Here is a 16,699-nt window from a genome sequence, read left to right as displayed (position 1 = left end):
CTCGCTCTCCGGCGCCGCGGCCGCGTGACCGCCGTCGGCGTGAGCGCGCGCCCCGCCATCCCGCTCTGCATCTCGTGATGCCGGGCCTCGAGGTCGCGCGCGCTCAGCCGCGGCCGCGCGAAACCGTGACGTCCTTCCTGCGCCGGACCAATTGGGCATGGCGCGATCGCGCCTATGGCTGGCAGTTCGCGAAGGGACTGCCGACGATCCTCGAGATCAACGGCGAGGCGGTGCTGCGGAAGGAATGGCGCCGGCGCCGGATCGGTCCTGACGATCGCGTCCGCTTCATGAGCTTCCCCCGCGGTGGCGGGCAGGGCGGCAATTCGGTCAAGCAGATCATCGGTATCGTCGCCCTCGTGGCGGTGTCGGCATTCGCGCTTTGGGCGCCCGTCGGCCTGTTCGGTCTCGCCGCCGGCAGCTTCGGCGCGACGGCGCTCGGTGCGGGCCTCGCTATCGGCGGCACGCTCCTCGTCAACGCCCTGATCCTTCCGAAGGCCGGCGCGACCAACTCGCCGAACGCTACGCCGGACCAGATCTATTCGGTAACGGCACAGGGCAACGTTGCCAAGCTGGGGCAGCCGCTGCCGGTTTGGTATGGCCGCATGAAGGCCTTCCCGGACTTCGCCGCGACGCCCTGGGCCGAGTTCGTTGGCAACGACCAATATCTCAACCTGCTGCTCTCGGTCTCGATGGGCAGCATGTCCTACGAGAAGATCTACGTCGACGACACGATCTTCTGGGATCCGGTCAATGGGGTCTCGGCGGCGTTCGCCGGCGCGCAGGTCGCGTTCTATGCGCCGGGTGCGACCGTCACGTTGTTCCCGACCAACGTCGACCAGTCGGCCGAGGTCACCGGCCAACAGCTGCCGTCGGGGGCGGGCTCGTCCGGCGGTCAGTACGATGCCATGGGCGCGCCGTTGCCGCCGTCGGCCAGGACGCCTGGCGCATGGGTCGGCCCGTTCGTCGCCAATCCCGCCGGCACACTCTCGCAGTCCATCGCGGTCGACTTCGCGTTCCCGGCCGGCTGCTTCACCGTCAGCGGCAAGGACAATTCGATCGGCTATTCAAACGTCGGGCTGACGGCTGAATACGCCACCTGCGATGATGCAGGCACCCAGACCGGGCCGTTCGTGACGCTGTTCTCGACGTCGTTTCAGTACGCGTCGCAGGCGCCAGTCCGCAACAGCGTGAAGGTCGACGTCTTCCCGGGTCGATACCTGGTCCGCTTCAGGCGCGAGGATGCCGAGCTCGCCGGCACCGGCGGCTCCAATTCCGTCATCTGGGCCGGTCTCCGCTCGTTCCTGAAGGGCAACAACTCGTTCCCGGACGTCTCAACGATCGCGATCCGGATCAAGGCGTCGCAGTCCACGCAGGGCTCCTATAAGTTCGGCGTGCTGGCCACCCGGGTTCTCCCGGTTTGGAATGGGGCAGCTTTCGTACAGCAAGCGACGCGCAATCCCGGCTGGGCCTTCTTTGACAGCGTCAGCAACACCCAATACGGATCCGGCCTCGGCATCTCGAAGGTCGATTTCAACGCCGTCGTGAACTTTGCAGCGGGGTGCACCAGCCGCGGCGACACGTTCGATTTCCGCTTCGACGCCGCCGTCGCGGTACCCGATGCCTTCGACAAGATCCTCGCTGTCGCTAGAGCAAAGCACTTTTGGCTCGGGGATACCGTCTCCATCGTTCGCGACGAATGGCGTGACGTCCCGACGATGTTGCTGACCGATCGGGAGATCGTGCGGGACTCGACCGCGATCGACCTCACGATGCTCGGCGAGGAAGACCCGGATGCGGTCATTCTCGAGTATGTCGACGAGAACACCTGGCAGGCCGCGCAGGTCCAGTACCCGCCGAACAGCGACACTTTCACCTCGCTCAACGCCACGACCATCCGAATTGACGGCATCGTCAACCGGTTGCAGGCCTTCCGCGAGTGTGCCTTCACCTATCTGCAGTCCTTCTACCGTCGAGAGAACGTCACGATCGGCGTCGAGTACGAGGGCAGGGCGATTACCCTCGGCTCCGTTATCCGGCTGCAGTCCGAACTGCCGCAGGACTACGGATACGGTGGCGCGGTGGTCGGCGTCGCCGGCAATGCCCTAACGCTTGACCCGGCGCCGACATGGGATAGCGGACCGTTCTACATCCGGCTGCGCATGCCGAACGGCAAGTTCTTCGGCCCCATCGCCTGCGGCAAGGGCGCCAATGCGTCGATCGCGAATCTCGACCCAACCAGCCTGGCGGCGGCCCAGGCGGCGCAGTCGACCACATTGGCCGCGGTTTTGGCGCGTGAGGATGGTGGCGAGCCGGCGTCCTTCGAACTGGGCACCGGCGAGAGTGCCTCGAAGCTCTGCCTCGTCCTGAACGGCACGCCGAATGGCGATACCTGCTCGCTCAGCCTCGTCGTTGACGACGAGCGGGTCCATGCGACCGATCTCGGCACCCCGCCGATCCTGCCGAGCCCGCAATATCCGTCAAATGCCAAGGTTCCGCTGGTCTACGGTCTGAATGCCTACATCAGCCAAGGTACCGCCGAGCCGAGGCTGTTCGCCAGTTGGTTCCCGACGGAAGGTGCAGTCTACTACGTTGCCGGCATCACATATGACGGCGGCAAGAGCTGGACGCAGGTCTACGAGGGCGCTGAGAACCAGTTCGACATCATCGTCAGCCTGGCGGGCGCGACGCTGCGAGTGCAGGCCGTCAATGCGACAATGCGCGGCGCCTATTCGACCGTCGATCTCGATGCTCCCACGGTCAAGCTGGCGCCCGGCATGGTCACGCTCGAGTCGTTCAACGCGGCGCTGAAAAAACAGGTCGCCGACGTCACGGATCAGAACAACGACGAGATCAACGCCGTCCTGCAGGCGACCACGGCGGCCGTTGCGAACCAGGACGCGCGCAACTGGCTCGACAAAAAGTCGATCAAGTCCGAAATTTCGGCCCGTGTGGGCGCTGCATTTGCTCAAATCGCCACGGTGCAGACCGTCGCCGTCGACGCCCAGCAAGCCGTCGCGGATCTCAGCACGTCCGTTACGGCTGAGTTCGGCGACGTCAACGCGTCGATCACGGAACAATCGACCGCGATCGCGCAGCTGGGCGGATACGCCGCCGCGGCATGGTCCCTCACGCTCAACGTGAACGGCTACATCTCCGGAATACAGTTGGTCAACGGCGGTTCGGGGGTCTCAGCCTTCACCGTCGTCGCCGACAAGTTCCAGATCCAACTGCCAGGCTACAATGGCGGCGCGCCGAAAGCGGTCTTCACCGTGGGCACGATCAGCGGAGTTCCTTCGATTGGCATCACGGCGAACTTGTTCCTTGATGGCGTCCTCACGGCACGCATGATGAACGTCGGCGTGTTGAGCGCGATCTCGGCCAACATCGGGACCGTAACTGCCGGCATCATCCAGAGCTCAGATGGCAAGACGGTCTTCAACCTGACGGCCGGCACCCTCGTCATCTCGGAGTGACCGTGTGGCCGTCCGGATCTATATCGATCCAACCAGGGTCACGGTATCCAAGCCGGGGTACGACGCGCAGTTTCCGCCGGCCGTCGATTACAAGTACCTGTCGCTCGACAGCCGGTTGAACCAGGGCAGGCCGCTCGAGGTCGGCCTCATTCCGGCCTACACGTTTCTGAGCGGCGCCAAGGTATTCTATTCGGGCACGTACCCAACGCCGCCGGCCGTCGACATCGTCCCTTACAGTCTCAGCTCGGGTGTCGCGGGATACGGCCAGACGCTCGTGATGAGGGATGCCAACAGCTCGACCGCCATCCAGCGCTCTCCCTTCGCCGTGCTATGTGCGCGAGACGGGTTCACGCCGGATGACTCGGGCCTGGTGTTCGCGAGGTACTCCCGGTTGCATGGGATCGCATACAACCTGTTCTACCTCGCGTGGAAGGTCTGGTAAGTGGCCCAGCGCTTCCTGATGGGGCTGCATCCCAACCTCGGGCAGTACGGCGTCTGGCTCTCCGTGCCTGGCGTCGACGTCGTCGCGGCCACGGCGGCAGCTCAGTTCCTGCTCAAATCGGACGTCAAGAACGAGCAGGTCATCATGTCGGGCAGCATCTACCTGCCGCCTCTCAGTGGGAACGTGTCTATCCCGTACCCGGCGTCCCTGCCGCAAAATCCATACGTCTCCTTTCGGACGTATATCGACAATGGCGTCGTCTCCTACCCGTATCGCCTCGACATGGCGGTCCCGAGGGACATCACGATCGGCGGCACGGTCTATTACGAGATCCAGAACGGTTTCCAGATCCACAACAACACGATGAACTTCAACAATCTGATCTCCGAGTCGTACGGCATTTACGTCGACTACATGGTCTTCAACCGGAGCCTCGGGTGACCCAGCGCGTCCTGATGCAGGGAGGGGCAGACGCCAAGCTCGTGGTCAGCAAGCCGGGCATCGAAGCGTCCCTCGCAAACCTCGACCAGACCGTGTTCGACTCCCGCTGGTCGGGCCATCAGTTCTATTTGAGCGGCACCCTCGACAGCGGCAACGACAGCGTGGCGCAGCTGAATTTCGGCGAGACGTTGCCGGAGGTTCCGTTCATGCTGGGTTACTGCGACCCCAGCATCATCCTCAATCCCGGCGCGCAATATCTACAGTGCGAAGCCTACCGCGGCGGAGGCACTGACTTTTGGATCTACGCCGCGGTGACGTCGTCGGCGATCCAGTTCCGGTTCAAGTTCGGCAACCAAGTCGGGCGGCTCTATTTTTCGCTGTTCAGGAGGATCGCAGGATGACGGGCGTAACGCTCGATAGTGCGTGGGCTGTTCCCGGCTTCGTCCCGGCCGGGGCCGACGGTGAGGGTCTGACGGTCGGCTCGCAGCCGATCACTGTCGAGGAGCCGAAGGCGCTGAACAGGACAAAGACGCTCATCAGGCACGACGCGAACGGCGTCATTACTCAGGTCATTCTCGAGGCTGCAAGGCCGATGGACGAGATCTCCAAGTCGTTCGCGGAGGCCGGCATTGACCACATCCTCTACGATGGACCGGTCGACATCAAAGAGGCCTATGTCGACCTGTCGACCGATCCGCCGGAAATTCGGCCCAAGCCGGAGGTTGTCATCAGCGGCGAAATCCGGCCGATCAAGGCGGACGGCATCGATGTGCTGCATCTGACGGTCCGGCCGGAAAATTTCACGGTCTATGTCTGGTTTGAGAACAGGCTGGTCCACCAGGAGGACGTCACGGATGGTGCGATCGAGTTCGCGATCGACCAGGCCGGCACGTTCCGGGTAACCATTGTTGCCGCGCAGCCGTACAAGGTCGGCGCCTTCGAGGTGATCGCGCGATGAAAATTAGCATCTCGCCGCTCGTCCAGGAAAAGAAGCGAGCGGAGCGCCGGATCAACACGTTCCTGATGGTTGACGGGCATGACGTGGCGCACTCCCGCAAGCACATGCTGGCGCTGTCTGTGCAGAACGGTGCGGCGCCGACCGCAGAATTTGAAGAGGCTGCCAGGATCGAGGGCAAAACCGCGCAGCAGCTCGCGGCCATCATCCTCGCCAAGCCTGACGATCTCATGGCCAAGGAAAACAGGCGCAGGGGCCTGATCGTCGCCGTGCGCAATGCGCAGACCCTGGAAGAGCTGAACAGGATCCTCGCCGACAATGGCGTTCCGGCGCACTACGAGGATCAGCGGCTGGCCCTGCTGCCGTAGCCTGCGCGGAGCCATAGCGGCTCTGCCCCCCGCAAACACAAAGAAGCTTCAATCGAGAGGTTCTCGAGATGACGGCGCTTGCCAGTTACTCGACCGGGACGGTTTCCGTTGCGGCCGGCGATACCACTGTGTCCGGAGTCGGAACGATCTGGTCCAGCACCAACGTGCGGCCCGGCGACATTCTCCAGATCGGGAATTTCCAAACGATCATCACTGACGTTACGGATCCCACGCATCTCGTCATTCCCCCGTGGGGTGGCGGCGCGCAGGCAGCCGTTGCGTATGTTGTCTGGAAGGTATCGTCCCAGCGCATCGCCGGTGCGCAAGCTATGGCGGATGTTTCCGCGCTCGTGGCGGCGCTGAACACGTCGGGCTTCTTTTGGTTCGTCGACGCGTCGCTCGCGGCGCCCGATCCCTCGCTCGGTACGGACGGGCAGTACGCGCTGCAGCCTACCACCGGAAAGATGTGGGTTCATACCGGTGGCGCCTGGTCCTATCTGGGGGTCTACAAGGGTTTCAGCTTCCGCGGCGCATACGACAATGCCGCGGCCTATTCGGTCGGCGACGTCCAGACGACAGCGGGTACGTCCTATGTCTGGATCAACCAAACGCCGGGATCTGGGCATCCAGCGCCGGACCCAACTTACTGGCAGGTGCTGGCGGCGAAAGGCGACAAGGGCGATACCGGCTCAGTGCCCTGGGCCGTCCCGGTAGCCTGGGCGACGGGCATAGCGTTTGTTGCAGCAGCGCCCGCGTCGATCGTGACAGGGCCGAATGGCAATACGTATCAGTGCATCGTTCCGCATAACTCCGGAGTGTTCGCGACCGATCTTGCGGCTGGCAAGTGGAAGCTGATTGCTCAAAGCCTCAAAGAAGGAACAAGCACGACTTCGGTGACGATCGGCGCCGGCACCATCGGGTTTACGACGCAACCTGATCTGTCTTATCAAAATGGCGTTCGCCTTCGCGCATCGTCCAATGCCAACATCGGCAACTGGCAAGAGGGGGTCTGCACTTACGATCCATCGACCGGCGCTCTCCTCATGTACAGGGATAAATTTGCCGGCGCCGGCACGTTCAACGATTGGAATTTCAGCCGCGTCGGTCAGCCGGGCGCTGGCGACTTGTCGTCGACCGCCAATCTGTCTGATCTGACGAATAAGCCTGTTGCGCTCGTCAATCTCGGTGTCCCCGGCTTGCTGCTCGGCCATCTCTCAGGATTGAAGATCACGTCGCCGGGCGGTGTTTCGACGTTCAGCGTCAGCGCCGGTGTCGCTTGCGATCGAAGCGGGACCGATATGATCGTTCTCAGTGCTGCACTGACTAAGTCAAGTTCGGCATGGGCGGCTGGCAACAACAATGGTTGCCTTGATACCGGGGCGCTTGCAAACGGCTTCTACCATGTCTTCATAATCAAAAATCCGACGACGTCGGTTGTCGATGTGCTGATGTCCAAGAGTGCAACTGCGCCGACGATGCCGGCCGGATACACATTGTTCCGTCGCATCGGTGCCGTGTGGTTCAACAGTGGTGTAAATTTCTCGCAGATTTTGCAGCGGGGCAGGGAGTTTTTCTGGCCGGGCTCGGCGCTGGATGTAACCACGACGATCGGAACGACGTTACAAACGTTCGCTCTCGCCAGCTGTCCAACTGGCGTCAGGGTGCAGGCTTTGCTCAATGTCATCGCCTGGAACGCTACGCAAAACACCACCTGGTGGACGCACGAGACCGGCATCACTGACAACCCGCCAAGCTATAGCGTTGGTGCCAACGGTCTGGAAGCCTCGACTGCGACCTCTGGCAATGCGTCCGATTTGAGGGTCTGGACGGACACGTCCGCGCAAATCTGCGCGCGATCGTCCGCAGCCGGGACGTCATATCGCTGCTTTACGCGCGGCTGGTTTGATCCATTGGAGGGCTGATCGATATGGGATTTGTGGAGCGAAACAACGCTGGTGAGATCGTCTCATGGTTTCGGTGCGAGCAGCCCGACCGTGTCCTCGATCCGATCGACGACGATGATCCGTCCGTCGTTGCATTTCTCAATCCGACGATGGTGCCGGAGACGATCTCGGATCGCCAGTTTTTCCAGCGCCTCGCCATTCAGGGCGTCATCACGAACGCCGAGGCGCTCGCCGCGGTCAAGACAGGTGATATCCCGGCTGCGCTGCAGCAGGTGCTCAACCTCCTGCCTACCGAGGAGCAATTCGACGCGGAGATGCTGATATCCGGGGCCACCTCGTTCAACCGGAATCACCCCACGACTCTCAAGCTCGGCACGGCTCTTCAATGGACGTCCGCCCAAATGGACGAACTCTGGATCAACGCCTCGAAGCTTTGATCTAACGCGCCGCCTTCGGGCGGCTTTTTGATACCCAACAGGAGAACGGGATGACGATCGCGGCCCTCGTGGCGGCGACGCCCTTGCGCATGGGCGCAACGGGTGACGCCGTGAAGCAGGTTCAACTTGCTCTGAAGTCCATCGGATATGATTTGAAGGGGACCGGCTGGTTCGGTCCGGCGACCGATACAGCAGTCGAGACGTTCCAGAAGCGCGCCGGGTTGAACGTCGATGGTGAGGTGGGGCCGTTGACGGGAGCGGCCCTTGACGCTGCTATGACCGGAAAGGCACCGGCACCGGCGCCGGCAGCGGAAATCAGCCGGCCGCTGTGGCTTGAAGCCGGCATCAAGCTGATCGGAACGAAGGAGGGCGCGGGTTCGAAGGACAACCCCGTCATCATCGATTGGGCCAAGGATGAAGGCGGCGATATCGCGGCCGAATACACCCACGATTCGATCCCGTGGTGCGCGCTCTTCGCCAATCACATCCTGACCAAGGTGGGCCTCAAGGGCACCAAGACGCTTTGGGCTCTAGACTTCGCCGGTAAGTGGCCGTCCGTGAAACTGGCCGGGCCGGCGGTCGGCGCCTTTGCTCCGATGAAGCGGACCGGAGGCGGTCACATCACGGTCGTTGTCGGCAAAGATCAGCACGGCAACGTGATGGGGCTTGGCGGCAACCAGTCTGATGCCGTCAACATCGAGCCCTTTGCCGCTTCGCGGCTTAACCAGGGTTTCTGGTGGCCGAAGGACGTTCCGCCGCCGCCGGCAAGCCAGATCGGCTTCAGCCATCTCCCGGTCGTCCTCAGCAACGGCCGCGTATCCACCAACGAGGCGTGACGGCCATGGACGAGAACCGTCACGCCGGGCTCGATCCGGCCTTCGACCTGTCGCCGTTTCAGTATTTCCTCGACTTCCTGCTGGTGCCATGGGCGATCTGCACGTTGATCGCCTTCGCGGTCCTCGGCCGCATCAGCCTCTCGGCGATCGCCGGATGGGTGGGCGCCGGCGTGGCGGCGTGGACGCTCGCGGAATACTGGATCCATCGCGCGATCTTCCACGGCAACAATCGCTTCGCGCCGATGCATGACATGCACCATCGACTCCCTCGCGACATGATCGGCATCTCGAGCCTCGGCACGTTCTCGGCGTTCGCCGCGGTCTGGCTGCTGGCCTGCGCGGTTGCGGGTGAGGATCGCGCGGCGGTCTTTGTGGCCGGCGTGATGATCGGTTACCTGGCGTACTGCGCCATCCACGTCCGGTTCCACCATCACGGACCGAAGGCGAAGCTGTCGCGATACATCGCTTTCATGAACGATCACCACTCCGGTCATCACCGGGGCGGGAAGGGTAATTTCGGCGTCACCACGCCGATCTGGGACTTCGTGTTCGGCACCTATCGCCGGGCATCTTGAAGAACGCCGCGCGACGGAAATCGCGCATTTCCACAACCGAAAAGGTGAAATATGAACCGCTTCTACAGCGCGGCTTTTGCCGTGCCCCTTCTGCTCGCGCCGAGCCTGGCGCTGGCGGGTGGCAAATCGTTCTTCGTCGCCGCAGGCCCGTCCTTTGATCCGACGGGCATGCTGATCGCCGGCCTGATCGGCCTGGCGCTGGCTGCCGTTGCGCTGCCGCGTCGCGTCCGCCCGTTCGCTCTCGGATTGGCCGTGCTGGTCGGCGTCTCGCTCGCGATCGACGTCGCGTTCGCAGCCGACGCCGCGGCACCGGAGACGGTCGCGCAGGCGACCAGCGACACCACGAAGGTCACCTGGGCGTACGGTGCCACGGTGTCTCAGTGGGCCACTGCGATCGGCACCATGATCTTCGCTTTCGTGACGTGGCTGCTGCGGAAGCTGCCGGCGCAGGTCTACGCTATCCTGGTGTCGGTCCGTGCCGACCAGCTGCTCCAGAAGGGCATCAACTACGGCATCAACATGGTGCAGGGCGCGACGAAGGACAAAGCCCTGACCGCGGACGTGCACAACCAGGTCGTCGCGGCCGCTCTCCAGTACGTGCTGGATCACGGTTCCGACTGGCTGGCCCAGTTCATCGGCACCCCGGAGCAGATCGCACAGAAGATCATCGCGCGGCTGAACCTGGCGCCGGAAGCCGTCCCGGACGTCAACGCCGCCGTGACCAGCGTCCCCAAAACGTAAGGCGATCGCCATGTTCAGCGGAACGACCGTCGCCGCTGTTCTAACGGTCCTGCAGCCGCTCCTGGAGGCGTTCTTCAACGCCTTCGGGAACTCGCTAAACGATTACTTGGCGCGGCAGCGTGCCGACCAGAACGCCAAGGATCTCGGCGCGGCGCAGGCGACCGTCCAGCAGCAGAACGCCACCATTGACGCTCAGCAGGCCGAGCTCGAGGCACAAGCCAATGCCCCGAAGTCGGTCGACGACGCCATCAAGCGCCTCGAGGAGGGCTCGGCATGACGTTCACCTGCACCGGCTGGGCCTTCATCGCGGTCCAGCTTACCTGCACTATGCCCGATACCGCGCCGGCGGTTGTCTGCCCGCCGGTCCGCACCTGGTCGCAGGACTTCCAAAAACAGGTAGCCGCCGAGATGCGGGCGGCGCCGAGCAGCGCGCTCGCCGCGGTCGCAGTCCAAGCGATCGGTGACCGCGACGTCGCCCGGGCTTGCTCGCGACAGAAGAAGGCGGGCAAGCGGTGATGGGAGCCGCCGGCACGCCTGAAATCGTTGCCCAAACCCTTGCCGGGTGGGGGCCGGCCGGCGCCGTGATTGCGGTGCTGCTGGCAACCATCTCCGTCCTGGCTGGAGCAATCGTGGTGCTGTTCAAAGCGAACAACCGTCTCCATGTCGAGCGGAAGGAAGAGCTCGCGCGTTTCAGCAAGCTCGTCGAGGCAAACAACGCGGCCCTGACCAAGGTCGCGGAGTCGACCGAGGAGCGGAATCGTGTCACCGAGGCGCTCGCCGAGGCCATCAAGGTGCAGGCCACGGCGTTCGAGATGGTGAACCAGCGGATCGAGTTCTACCACGGCAACAACATCGAAAAGCTGAAAGACCTGATCGGCACGTTTGCCTCACAGGCGGATGCCGTTCGAGTCCTAACGGGTATGGTCACGCTGGCGCGAGACAGCAGCTCCGCCGCGGCGACAGCCGCCACCGAAACAAAAGTGAAGATCGACAGCATCGCTTCGAAAATTGATGGGGCCCTTTTGCGGAGGCAGCGATGAGCCTCTTCCGACAATTTTTGCGCCATCTCCGCATCATCAAGGCGTTTGATGACGAGGAGATCGACAAAGCTTCAGCCGAAAATGCATTGCACGATCACGAAGCCACGATGCGCCGCCTCGACACTGCTGATCGCGAGATCACCAATGCGCAGAGCAGGCTTCGTGAAGCAGTAAGTCTTTCGCGTTCGTCGAGCGAGTCCGCGCAGGCATCGCCACGGCACGACGAGATTGCGCAACTCGTTCACGACATGCGGTCATTCGGCAAGAGGCAAGGAATTTGAAATGCTGAAACTCCTCGAGAGCGCCAATGGCACGTTGGCGTTTCTGTTGATTTTCGCCTGCGTTATGTTCGGCGTCTACATGGTACGCGAGATCATGGAGAACGGTGTGAGGCGCGTCCGGCTTCAGGCCGCAATTTCGCTGCTCGTCGCGTTCGCGCCCGAGGCGGCTTCCCGGATATGGATCTGGTATTGGCGCCATCTCGATAACGGCGGCATGGACGCTGACTCCATGCTGCACAGCCCGGTGCTTCTCGTTACAGCGCTTGTTCAAATCCTCGGCGTCGCCTGCGTCATTCGGGTGTTTGCGCCTGACCGCTGGGGCCGCGAGGTCTGGATCTTCACCACCATCGTTGCGGCCGCGATCGCTACGACGCTTTCTCTCATCCCGTAGGCGGCCGCGATGGATTGGGTCGTGCCGATTGCTGCCGGCGCCGGCGTCGTCGCTGCGCTTGCCGGGTTTTTCATGGCGAAGCGCGCCCAGTCGGTCAACCAGACGAACACGGCTCTCGGTGTCGCATTCATCGGGCTCTTGATCGTCGCGCTCTGCTTCATCGTCGTGCCCATCTCTCAATAGATATCCGGCGCATGCCCGCGCCGTGACGGACCCGTCGTTGCCCTCCAAGTTGCGACGGTAACCAAGGGCTGTCGCGGAGCAATCCGTGGCCGCCCATCCAACTACCCAAACGCCACCTTGCCCGGCTGTCCCGATGGGGATGGCCGGGCTTTTTTTGCGTTTCTAGGGTCTATCCGTATCAGTCCGGATATGATCCGGTGTCGGCGGATACTACATCTGGTTAAATGACCGACATCGTGATTTCCACGCCGCAGCGCAGATCACTGTTTCCGACCGCGATGATTTTGCTCGTCGCCGGAAGCTTGCTCGCGCTCGCCTTTTTCGTCGGTTCTCTCATCGTGCATTCAGCCGCCGGCTGAAAACTTCACGACAGGGCGTCCTTCACCCGGCTGAATGCGGGGTGCTTCCGGTTCTTGACCTTGATCCAGCTGCAGGTTTTCGGACGGTAGCTCCGGTTCCGGTGCTTCGAGACGAGGCCCTCGAGCCCCATGTCGCAGGCTGCGCGAAATAGGTCCGGGCCGATCTCGCCGGCCTCGAAGGGTGCGGCGAAGATGCCCTGCGGCCGGCGCGCCAGCAGCTTTGCAAGCCGACCCTTTCGTTCGAATAGCGGCAGCTCGCGCAGATCGTCGCCGTCGAGTGCGACCAGGTCGAAGGCGTAGAGCTGGGCCTCCTCGTTGTGTCGGTTGGAGTGCAGGGCGTCGAAGTCGGAGACGCCGCGGACATCGAGCACGCAGATCTCGCCGTCGATCGCGAAGCGCTGGGCCTGCAGTTGCAGCGCGCTCTCGACGATCCACGGGAAGCGCCACGTCCAGTCTAGCCCGGACTTCGATCTTACCCGCACCACGTTGCCGTCGCGCTCGACGCGGCCGCGGTAGCCGTCATATTTGACCTCGTGCAGCCAGTCCGGCCCGGTGGGGACGGCCTTGGCGGCGACCGGCACGCAGGGCTGAAACAGGGGTTTTGGCATGCCCAGGAGATAGGTATCGAGGTGGGTTTTGCGAGTCGGAACTCGTCCGTGCAAATTGTTCCAATAGTTCCGTTAGACCATTGGCCGATTGCCGTGCAGGCGGTAATTTTTGGAAGCTGGCTTCACGCAGCGGCAGCTACAACGCATGCGGACCTACAACACCAGCGTCGGGGTAGGGCGCTGGTGTTTTTTATGCGAACAGGTCTTTCCCTGCCTGCTTCATCCTCACAAACGTTCCGCTCTCGTGGTACTCGAGCCAGCCTTGGCCGATCGCATATTGGAGCCCGGCCCAATATTCAGCCGGCGTGGCCTGGTCGTCGTCGATCATCGGTCGGTTGATCTTCTCGATGTAGATCCGGCCATCCTGGATCGGCTCGAACGCGCGGGCGTGCTCCATGATCCTGCGGGCGGCCTTCTCGGCGTCGGAATAGGGGCGATCGCCCTTCATTCTCATCGAGAAATCCCATCCCGCTTCTGCGCGGCATAGATGTGTTGGCGGTGCGAGTAGCTCTCGTCGGGCTGCTGGCTATCAAAGGTCGCCCCGCAGGGACAGCGCATCAACGATGACGGCCGTTGAGAAGGCAGCTTTTCGCCACGCGCCCACATCGCATATTTCCGCTCGGTCCAGTCGCGCTGATCGCGCCATTCCTGCAGATTGGCCTCGGTCAGGATCTCAGCGAGATTTCCCCAGGCGCCCTCGAAGCGGGCTCGCGCCTGCTCGAAATCGACCCCGGTGCCGTCACGCTCGGTGTGCTGCGCAGCCCCCGGATAGAAGCCGCAGTACCATGCCCACTGGTCGGACTCGCGGGGGACGCCGGCTCGGGCGGCGATCCATCCGATGCAAACATCGGCGTAGTAGACGTGCCATCCGGTGCGCTCTTCCATCGGTCGGCGCGTCAATTTGGCGGCATCTGAAGAAATTTTTTCGGTCATGATGCCGCAGTGAATGCCGCGCGCTCCGCCGGAGTCAAATCGTCCATATCTTGAGGCAGTTAGCTAGAGCGGCATACTGCCCGTGGCGGCACGGAACGGAGGCCTCGCTCAACGATTGTGCGGAGTGGAGGCCTTGACGGATTCGCGAAGTTCTGCGCATACCGCTGCCCCATCGAAACCGCCGGCAAATGATTTGCCCGCGCTCTTAGGACCGAAGCCCGTGTTGCGCATAGCTGCACATATCGTCGCCGCCGCCATCGAACGACCGTTTACCCGGTCGAGCGATTGGGCGTGCATGCGCGTGACGAAGCAAGGTTCGAATTATCTGCTCGGACAGTCCGGGCTACCCACACCAGCAAGAGCGTAACCGGCGGCAGGAATCGTCCTCCGCCACACCAGGCGGAGAAGGGCGATGTCCCGGACCAAGACCACCACAGGACTCGAGAACCGTGCCGAGCAGAGGATTTTCTCCTCGCCGGTCGCGCTCGCCTTCGTGCGGACCGTCGTGGCCCGCCGCAAGGTCACCGAGGCCCAGGCCCGCAGGATCTATCTCGATTACCTAAACCGCTCGCAGCCGCATCGTCGCGGCGCGCCGACGGCTGCATGACGTGAATTTGGAATACGGGACGATCGCCCCCGCAAGGACATAAGGCGATCTCGCTGACCGGTACCGGTCTCCTTCAGTGGAGCGGCAAACGGTGGTTTCAGGCAGCGATGTTTTTCTCTTTGGCCAGGCTCGTCCTGGCCGTTTGTGAATTTCTCTCTCGCCGGCGTGGCGCAGCGGTAGCGCAGCGCACTCGTAACGCGAAGGTCGCCAGTTCAAATCTGGCCGCCGGCACCAAGGATTGACGGTCACGGCCTGCAAACTGTTCCCGTCCTGCTCCCTCGCTCCGCGCATTGCGCTTGCAGGCGCAGAGTTCGGGTGAGGGGCCAGCAGATCCGCCCGTATAGCTCAGCGGTAGCAGCGCTCGCATTGTAGGCGAGAGGTCGCAGGTTCGATCCCATGCTGCGGGCACCAATCCGCTTCCATCGTTCAGTCGGGAGGACACCGCTTTGGTAAGGCGGCAACGCAGGTTCGAGGCCTGCTGGAAGCACCAGACGGTCAAACCTCAAGGCCTTCTACAAGCCCTTGTCCTTCAGCGTCTCGCGGAAGCCGTCCCACCGGAGCTTCTCAGGTACGGCCGCAATCGCGGCTCGCAAGCCTTCAATAGCGGCATTTGATTGGGCTGCGCGAGCGCGGCTCGCGGCGCGCAATATGGTCGTCACAAGCCAAAATCGATCGTCCTGGAGCGGATTGCCTGCTGCGCTCGATTTGGCGAGAGCGATCGCTGCACCGGCCACCAAGGTAATGTCAAAAACCTGTTCGGCTGGCATGCAACGATCGGCTTTGCCGATCTGTCGGCAAATGAGCGCCATAGTGGCATAGCTCTCCGCGCGCGCCCAGGATTCGCAACCGGGGGCTTCCCCGAACCAGCATGCGTTCATGTCAGGATCCGTGAACATTTGGGTCTGCCTATCTTCCGCATGCGAGATCCCGGCGATGGCCGTAAAAGCCACTGCTGCCGTTAGAATTTTGTGCATCGTGAGAGCCCCCTAGCTCGAGATAAGTTAGCGCGGACGTGGCGGAAGTGGTAGACGCGCCGGTCTCAGGAACCGGTTCTTCGGAGTGTGGGTTCGATCCCCTCCGTCCGCACCATTGCAATTCCATGGTCATTCCATTGCCCCGGTGGCGGAACGTGGTAGACGCCGCTGCCTCAAAAGCAGCTTCATTGCCGGTTCGAATCCGGCCTGGGGCACCACAACCGCGCGCTTAGCTCAGCGGGTGAGCGCCTGTTTTACACGCAGGATGTCGGCCGTTCGAGCCGGTCAGCGCGCACCAATTCGCGTCCGTAGCTCAGTGGTAGAGCGCGATCCTGACACGGTCGATGCCGGTGGTTCAATTCCATCCAGACGCACCATTTCAACGCACGTTAGTCCGACCGGTGAGGGCCTCGCCTGATAAGCGAGTGGCAGTTGGTTCGATTCCAGCAGCGTGCACCAACAACGAGGAGGCCGACATGACCGAGAAGCTGCCCGCCGGCGTGCATGTGCTGTCGGCCGAGAGCCAGGCTGCGCTCGCGCGCGCAAAGGCGAAGAGCGACGCCGTCACGGCGCGCCACATCAAACCGGAGCGGCTGGCCGCCGCAACCATCGCAACGATGGATCCGGAGCGTTAAACCTGACTGGAGATGGAGCGGCCTTTTAACCCGTGCGCAAGTGGTTCGAAACCACCCGGATTCTCCATGGACGAGTAGCCAAGCGGTCGACGGCACGCGGCTCTTAACCGCACGGGCCTTGAGCCCCGCGCAGGTTCGAATCCTGCCTCGTTCACCAAGATCAGTTCTCGCGAGGCAACTTCGCGATCGCTCGCCTCAGCATGATTTCGATACACCGCTTGCAGGCCAACTCGCCGTCGCCGGCCGGTGGTGCCACTACGACCAGTTCTTCCGGCGTGAATTCTTCTTCGCAATGGTCGCAGCGGACGTTCTCGGGCATGGGGCTTTATATGCGCTTGTGGCGGAATTCGGTAGACGCAGCGTCTTGAGAGGGCGCCGGGAAACCGTGCCGGTTCGACCCCGGCCGAGCGCACCATCTTTGCAAAAAATGCAAATTGCTCCTGGACCCAGCTGGAGAAGGGGCCCGACTGTCGATCGGGTTTCGGCGAGTTCGATCCTCGTCAGGGGCGCCATTCC

The 16,699-nt window shown here is 62.7% G+C and carries 25 protein-coding genes and 11 tRNA genes; 31 read left to right on the top strand and 5 right to left on the bottom strand.

Annotated features, from left to right (window positions below; all coding sequences use genetic code 11):
* The first annotated feature begins 77 nt into the window (after positions 1–77).
* The 18 genes from AKN83_RS00445 (at position 78) to AKN83_RS41670 (ending at position 12,426) form a co-directional block, all read left to right on the top strand.
* The gene (locus tag AKN83_RS00445; protein WP_050400360.1) at positions 78–3,473 is read left to right on the top strand and encodes a host specificity factor TipJ family phage tail protein; all 3,396 of its coding nucleotides are present in this window, start codon (positions 78–80) and stop codon (positions 3,471–3,473) included.
* 4 nt (positions 3,474–3,477) lie between these two features.
* Positions 3,478–3,915 carry a hypothetical protein gene (locus tag AKN83_RS00440; protein ID WP_050400359.1) on the top strand — a complete coding sequence of 146 codons (438 nt, stop codon included), beginning with the start codon at positions 3,478–3,480 and terminating at the stop codon, positions 3,913–3,915.
* Positions 3,916–4,356: a hypothetical protein gene (locus AKN83_RS00435; protein ID WP_050400358.1), complete on the top strand. Its 441-nt coding sequence runs from the start codon at positions 3,916–3,918 to the stop codon at positions 4,354–4,356.
* The gene (locus AKN83_RS00430) at positions 4,353–4,757 is read left to right on the top strand and encodes a hypothetical protein (protein WP_050400357.1); all 405 of its coding nucleotides are present in this window, start codon (positions 4,353–4,355) and stop codon (positions 4,755–4,757) included. Before AKN83_RS00435 ends, AKN83_RS00430 begins: the two co-directional genes overlap by 4 nt.
* Positions 4,754–5,314: a hypothetical protein gene (locus AKN83_RS00425; protein ID WP_050400356.1), complete on the top strand. Its 561-nt coding sequence runs from the start codon at positions 4,754–4,756 to the stop codon at positions 5,312–5,314. The genes AKN83_RS00430 and AKN83_RS00425 overlap by 4 nt, the downstream gene beginning before the upstream one ends.
* The gene (locus AKN83_RS00420; RefSeq protein WP_050400355.1) at positions 5,311–5,679 is read left to right on the top strand and encodes a hypothetical protein; all 369 of its coding nucleotides are present in this window, start codon (positions 5,311–5,313) and stop codon (positions 5,677–5,679) included. The genes AKN83_RS00425 and AKN83_RS00420 overlap by 4 nt, the downstream gene beginning before the upstream one ends.
* A 68-nt stretch (positions 5,680–5,747) precedes the next feature.
* The gene (locus AKN83_RS00415; protein ID WP_050400354.1) at positions 5,748–7,601 is read left to right on the top strand and encodes a hypothetical protein; all 1,854 of its coding nucleotides are present in this window, start codon (positions 5,748–5,750) and stop codon (positions 7,599–7,601) included.
* A 5-nt stretch (positions 7,602–7,606) separates the two neighbouring features.
* A complete protein-coding gene (locus AKN83_RS00410) occupies positions 7,607–8,020 on the top strand; it encodes a hypothetical protein (RefSeq protein WP_050400353.1) in 414 nt (137 codons plus the stop codon).
* Positions 8,021–8,070: 50 nt separating this feature from the next.
* Positions 8,071–8,856: an NlpC/P60 family protein gene (locus AKN83_RS00405; protein ID WP_050400352.1), complete on the top strand. Its 786-nt coding sequence runs from the start codon at positions 8,071–8,073 to the stop codon at positions 8,854–8,856.
* A 5-nt stretch (positions 8,857–8,861) separates the two neighbouring features.
* Positions 8,862–9,431: a sterol desaturase family protein gene (locus AKN83_RS00400; protein ID WP_050400351.1), complete on the top strand. Its 570-nt coding sequence runs from the start codon at positions 8,862–8,864 to the stop codon at positions 9,429–9,431.
* 51 nt (positions 9,432–9,482) lie between these two features.
* On the top strand, positions 9,483–10,172 hold the full coding sequence (locus tag AKN83_RS00395; protein ID WP_050400350.1) for a hypothetical protein: 690 nt from the start codon (positions 9,483–9,485) through the stop codon (positions 10,170–10,172).
* A gap of 10 nt (positions 10,173–10,182) precedes the next feature.
* The gene (locus AKN83_RS00390; protein WP_050400349.1) at positions 10,183–10,449 is read left to right on the top strand and encodes a hypothetical protein; all 267 of its coding nucleotides are present in this window, start codon (positions 10,183–10,185) and stop codon (positions 10,447–10,449) included.
* Complete coding sequence (locus tag AKN83_RS00385) at positions 10,446–10,688, top strand: hypothetical protein (protein ID WP_050400348.1); 243 nt, start codon at positions 10,446–10,448, stop codon at positions 10,686–10,688. The genes AKN83_RS00390 and AKN83_RS00385 overlap by 4 nt, the downstream gene beginning before the upstream one ends.
* Positions 10,688–11,212 carry a hypothetical protein gene (locus AKN83_RS00380; RefSeq protein WP_050400347.1) on the top strand — a complete coding sequence of 175 codons (525 nt, stop codon included), beginning with the start codon at positions 10,688–10,690 and terminating at the stop codon, positions 11,210–11,212. Before AKN83_RS00385 ends, AKN83_RS00380 begins: the two co-directional genes overlap by 1 nt.
* The gene (locus AKN83_RS00375) at positions 11,209–11,493 is read left to right on the top strand and encodes a hypothetical protein (protein ID WP_050400346.1); all 285 of its coding nucleotides are present in this window, start codon (positions 11,209–11,211) and stop codon (positions 11,491–11,493) included. The genes AKN83_RS00380 and AKN83_RS00375 overlap by 4 nt, the downstream gene beginning before the upstream one ends.
* Position 11,494: 1 nt before the next feature.
* Positions 11,495–11,884, top strand: a complete 390-nt coding sequence (locus AKN83_RS00370; RefSeq protein WP_050400345.1) for a hypothetical protein — start codon at positions 11,495–11,497, stop codon at positions 11,882–11,884.
* Positions 11,885–11,893: 9 nt separating this feature from the next.
* Positions 11,894–12,067 (top strand): hypothetical protein, encoded by a 174-nt coding sequence (locus AKN83_RS39310; protein WP_157113128.1) that lies wholly within the window; start codon positions 11,894–11,896, stop codon positions 12,065–12,067.
* A gap of 224 nt (positions 12,068–12,291) precedes the next feature.
* Complete coding sequence (locus AKN83_RS41670) at positions 12,292–12,426, top strand: hypothetical protein (protein WP_283807341.1); 135 nt, start codon at positions 12,292–12,294, stop codon at positions 12,424–12,426.
* Between the two features lie 5 nt (positions 12,427–12,431).
* Here AKN83_RS41670 and AKN83_RS00365 read toward each other — a convergent pair whose 3' ends face one another.
* From AKN83_RS00365 to AKN83_RS00355, 3 genes are all read right to left on the bottom strand, one after another.
* Positions 12,432–13,034 carry an ATP-dependent DNA ligase gene (locus tag AKN83_RS00365; protein ID WP_050400344.1) on the bottom strand — a complete coding sequence of 201 codons (603 nt, stop codon included), beginning with the start codon at positions 13,032–13,034 and terminating at the stop codon, positions 12,432–12,434.
* A gap of 190 nt (positions 13,035–13,224) precedes the next feature.
* A complete protein-coding gene (locus tag AKN83_RS00360; protein WP_050400343.1) occupies positions 13,225–13,488 on the bottom strand; it encodes a hypothetical protein in 264 nt (87 codons plus the stop codon).
* Positions 13,485–13,919 carry a hypothetical protein gene (locus tag AKN83_RS00355; protein WP_157113127.1) on the bottom strand — a complete coding sequence of 145 codons (435 nt, stop codon included), beginning with the start codon at positions 13,917–13,919 and terminating at the stop codon, positions 13,485–13,487. The genes AKN83_RS00360 and AKN83_RS00355 overlap by 4 nt, the downstream gene beginning before the upstream one ends.
* A gap of 460 nt (positions 13,920–14,379) precedes the next feature.
* On the opposite strand from AKN83_RS00355, the gene AKN83_RS00350 reads away from it, so the two are divergent.
* The 4 genes from AKN83_RS00350 to AKN83_RS00335 all read left to right on the top strand — a co-directional run bounded on the left by AKN83_RS00350 (position 14,380) and on the right by AKN83_RS00335 (position 15,064).
* Positions 14,380–14,574, top strand: a complete 195-nt coding sequence (locus tag AKN83_RS00350) for a hypothetical protein (RefSeq protein WP_050400341.1) — start codon at positions 14,380–14,382, stop codon at positions 14,572–14,574.
* A gap of 159 nt (positions 14,575–14,733) precedes the next feature.
* Positions 14,734–14,808: transfer RNA gene (locus AKN83_RS00345), tRNA-Thr, on the top strand.
* Between the two features lie 100 nt (positions 14,809–14,908).
* Positions 14,909–14,985 (top strand) — tRNA-Thr (locus tag AKN83_RS00340).
* A gap of 4 nt (positions 14,986–14,989) precedes the next feature.
* Positions 14,990–15,064: transfer RNA gene (locus AKN83_RS00335), tRNA-Thr, on the top strand.
* A gap of 22 nt (positions 15,065–15,086) precedes the next feature.
* Here the strand turns inward: AKN83_RS00335 and AKN83_RS00330 are convergent.
* A complete protein-coding gene (locus AKN83_RS00330) occupies positions 15,087–15,548 on the bottom strand; it encodes a hypothetical protein (protein WP_063695125.1) in 462 nt (153 codons plus the stop codon).
* A gap of 32 nt (positions 15,549–15,580) precedes the next feature.
* Here AKN83_RS00330 and AKN83_RS00325 point away from each other — a divergent pair.
* The 7 genes from AKN83_RS00325 (at position 15,581) to AKN83_RS00300 (ending at position 16,340) form a co-directional block, all read left to right on the top strand.
* Positions 15,581–15,663, top strand: a tRNA-Leu gene (locus tag AKN83_RS00325).
* Between the two features lie 24 nt (positions 15,664–15,687).
* Positions 15,688–15,766, top strand: a tRNA-Leu gene (locus AKN83_RS00320).
* Positions 15,767–15,771: 5 nt separating this feature from the next.
* A tRNA-Val gene (locus AKN83_RS00315) sits at positions 15,772–15,846 on the top strand.
* Positions 15,847–15,850: 4 nt separating this feature from the next.
* Positions 15,851–15,925, top strand: a tRNA-Val gene (locus AKN83_RS00310).
* 7 nt (positions 15,926–15,932) lie between these two features.
* Positions 15,933–16,007 (top strand) — tRNA-Ile (locus AKN83_RS00305).
* Between the two features lie 17 nt (positions 16,008–16,024).
* A complete protein-coding gene (locus tag AKN83_RS39305) occupies positions 16,025–16,183 on the top strand; it encodes a hypothetical protein (protein WP_157113126.1) in 159 nt (52 codons plus the stop codon).
* 68 nt (positions 16,184–16,251) lie between these two features.
* A tRNA-Lys gene (locus tag AKN83_RS00300) sits at positions 16,252–16,340 on the top strand.
* Between the two features lie 3 nt (positions 16,341–16,343).
* Here AKN83_RS00300 and AKN83_RS39300 read toward each other — a convergent pair.
* The gene (locus AKN83_RS39300; protein ID WP_157113125.1) at positions 16,344–16,502 is read right to left on the bottom strand and encodes a hypothetical protein; all 159 of its coding nucleotides are present in this window, start codon (positions 16,500–16,502) and stop codon (positions 16,344–16,346) included.
* A gap of 12 nt (positions 16,503–16,514) precedes the next feature.
* Here AKN83_RS39300 and AKN83_RS00295 point away from each other — a divergent pair.
* Positions 16,515–16,598: transfer RNA gene (locus AKN83_RS00295), tRNA-Leu, on the top strand.
* Positions 16,599–16,619: 21 nt separating this feature from the next.
* A tRNA-Asp gene (locus tag AKN83_RS00290) sits at positions 16,620–16,695 on the top strand.
* Positions 16,696–16,699 lie beyond the last annotated feature (4 nt).

It is taken from the genome of Bradyrhizobium embrapense (assembly GCF_001189235.2).
GTDB lineage: Bacteria > Pseudomonadota > Alphaproteobacteria > Rhizobiales > Xanthobacteraceae > Bradyrhizobium > Bradyrhizobium embrapense.
The sequence above is the reverse complement of the archived record's forward strand: the minus strand, read 5'-3'. Positions and strand labels throughout refer to the sequence as shown.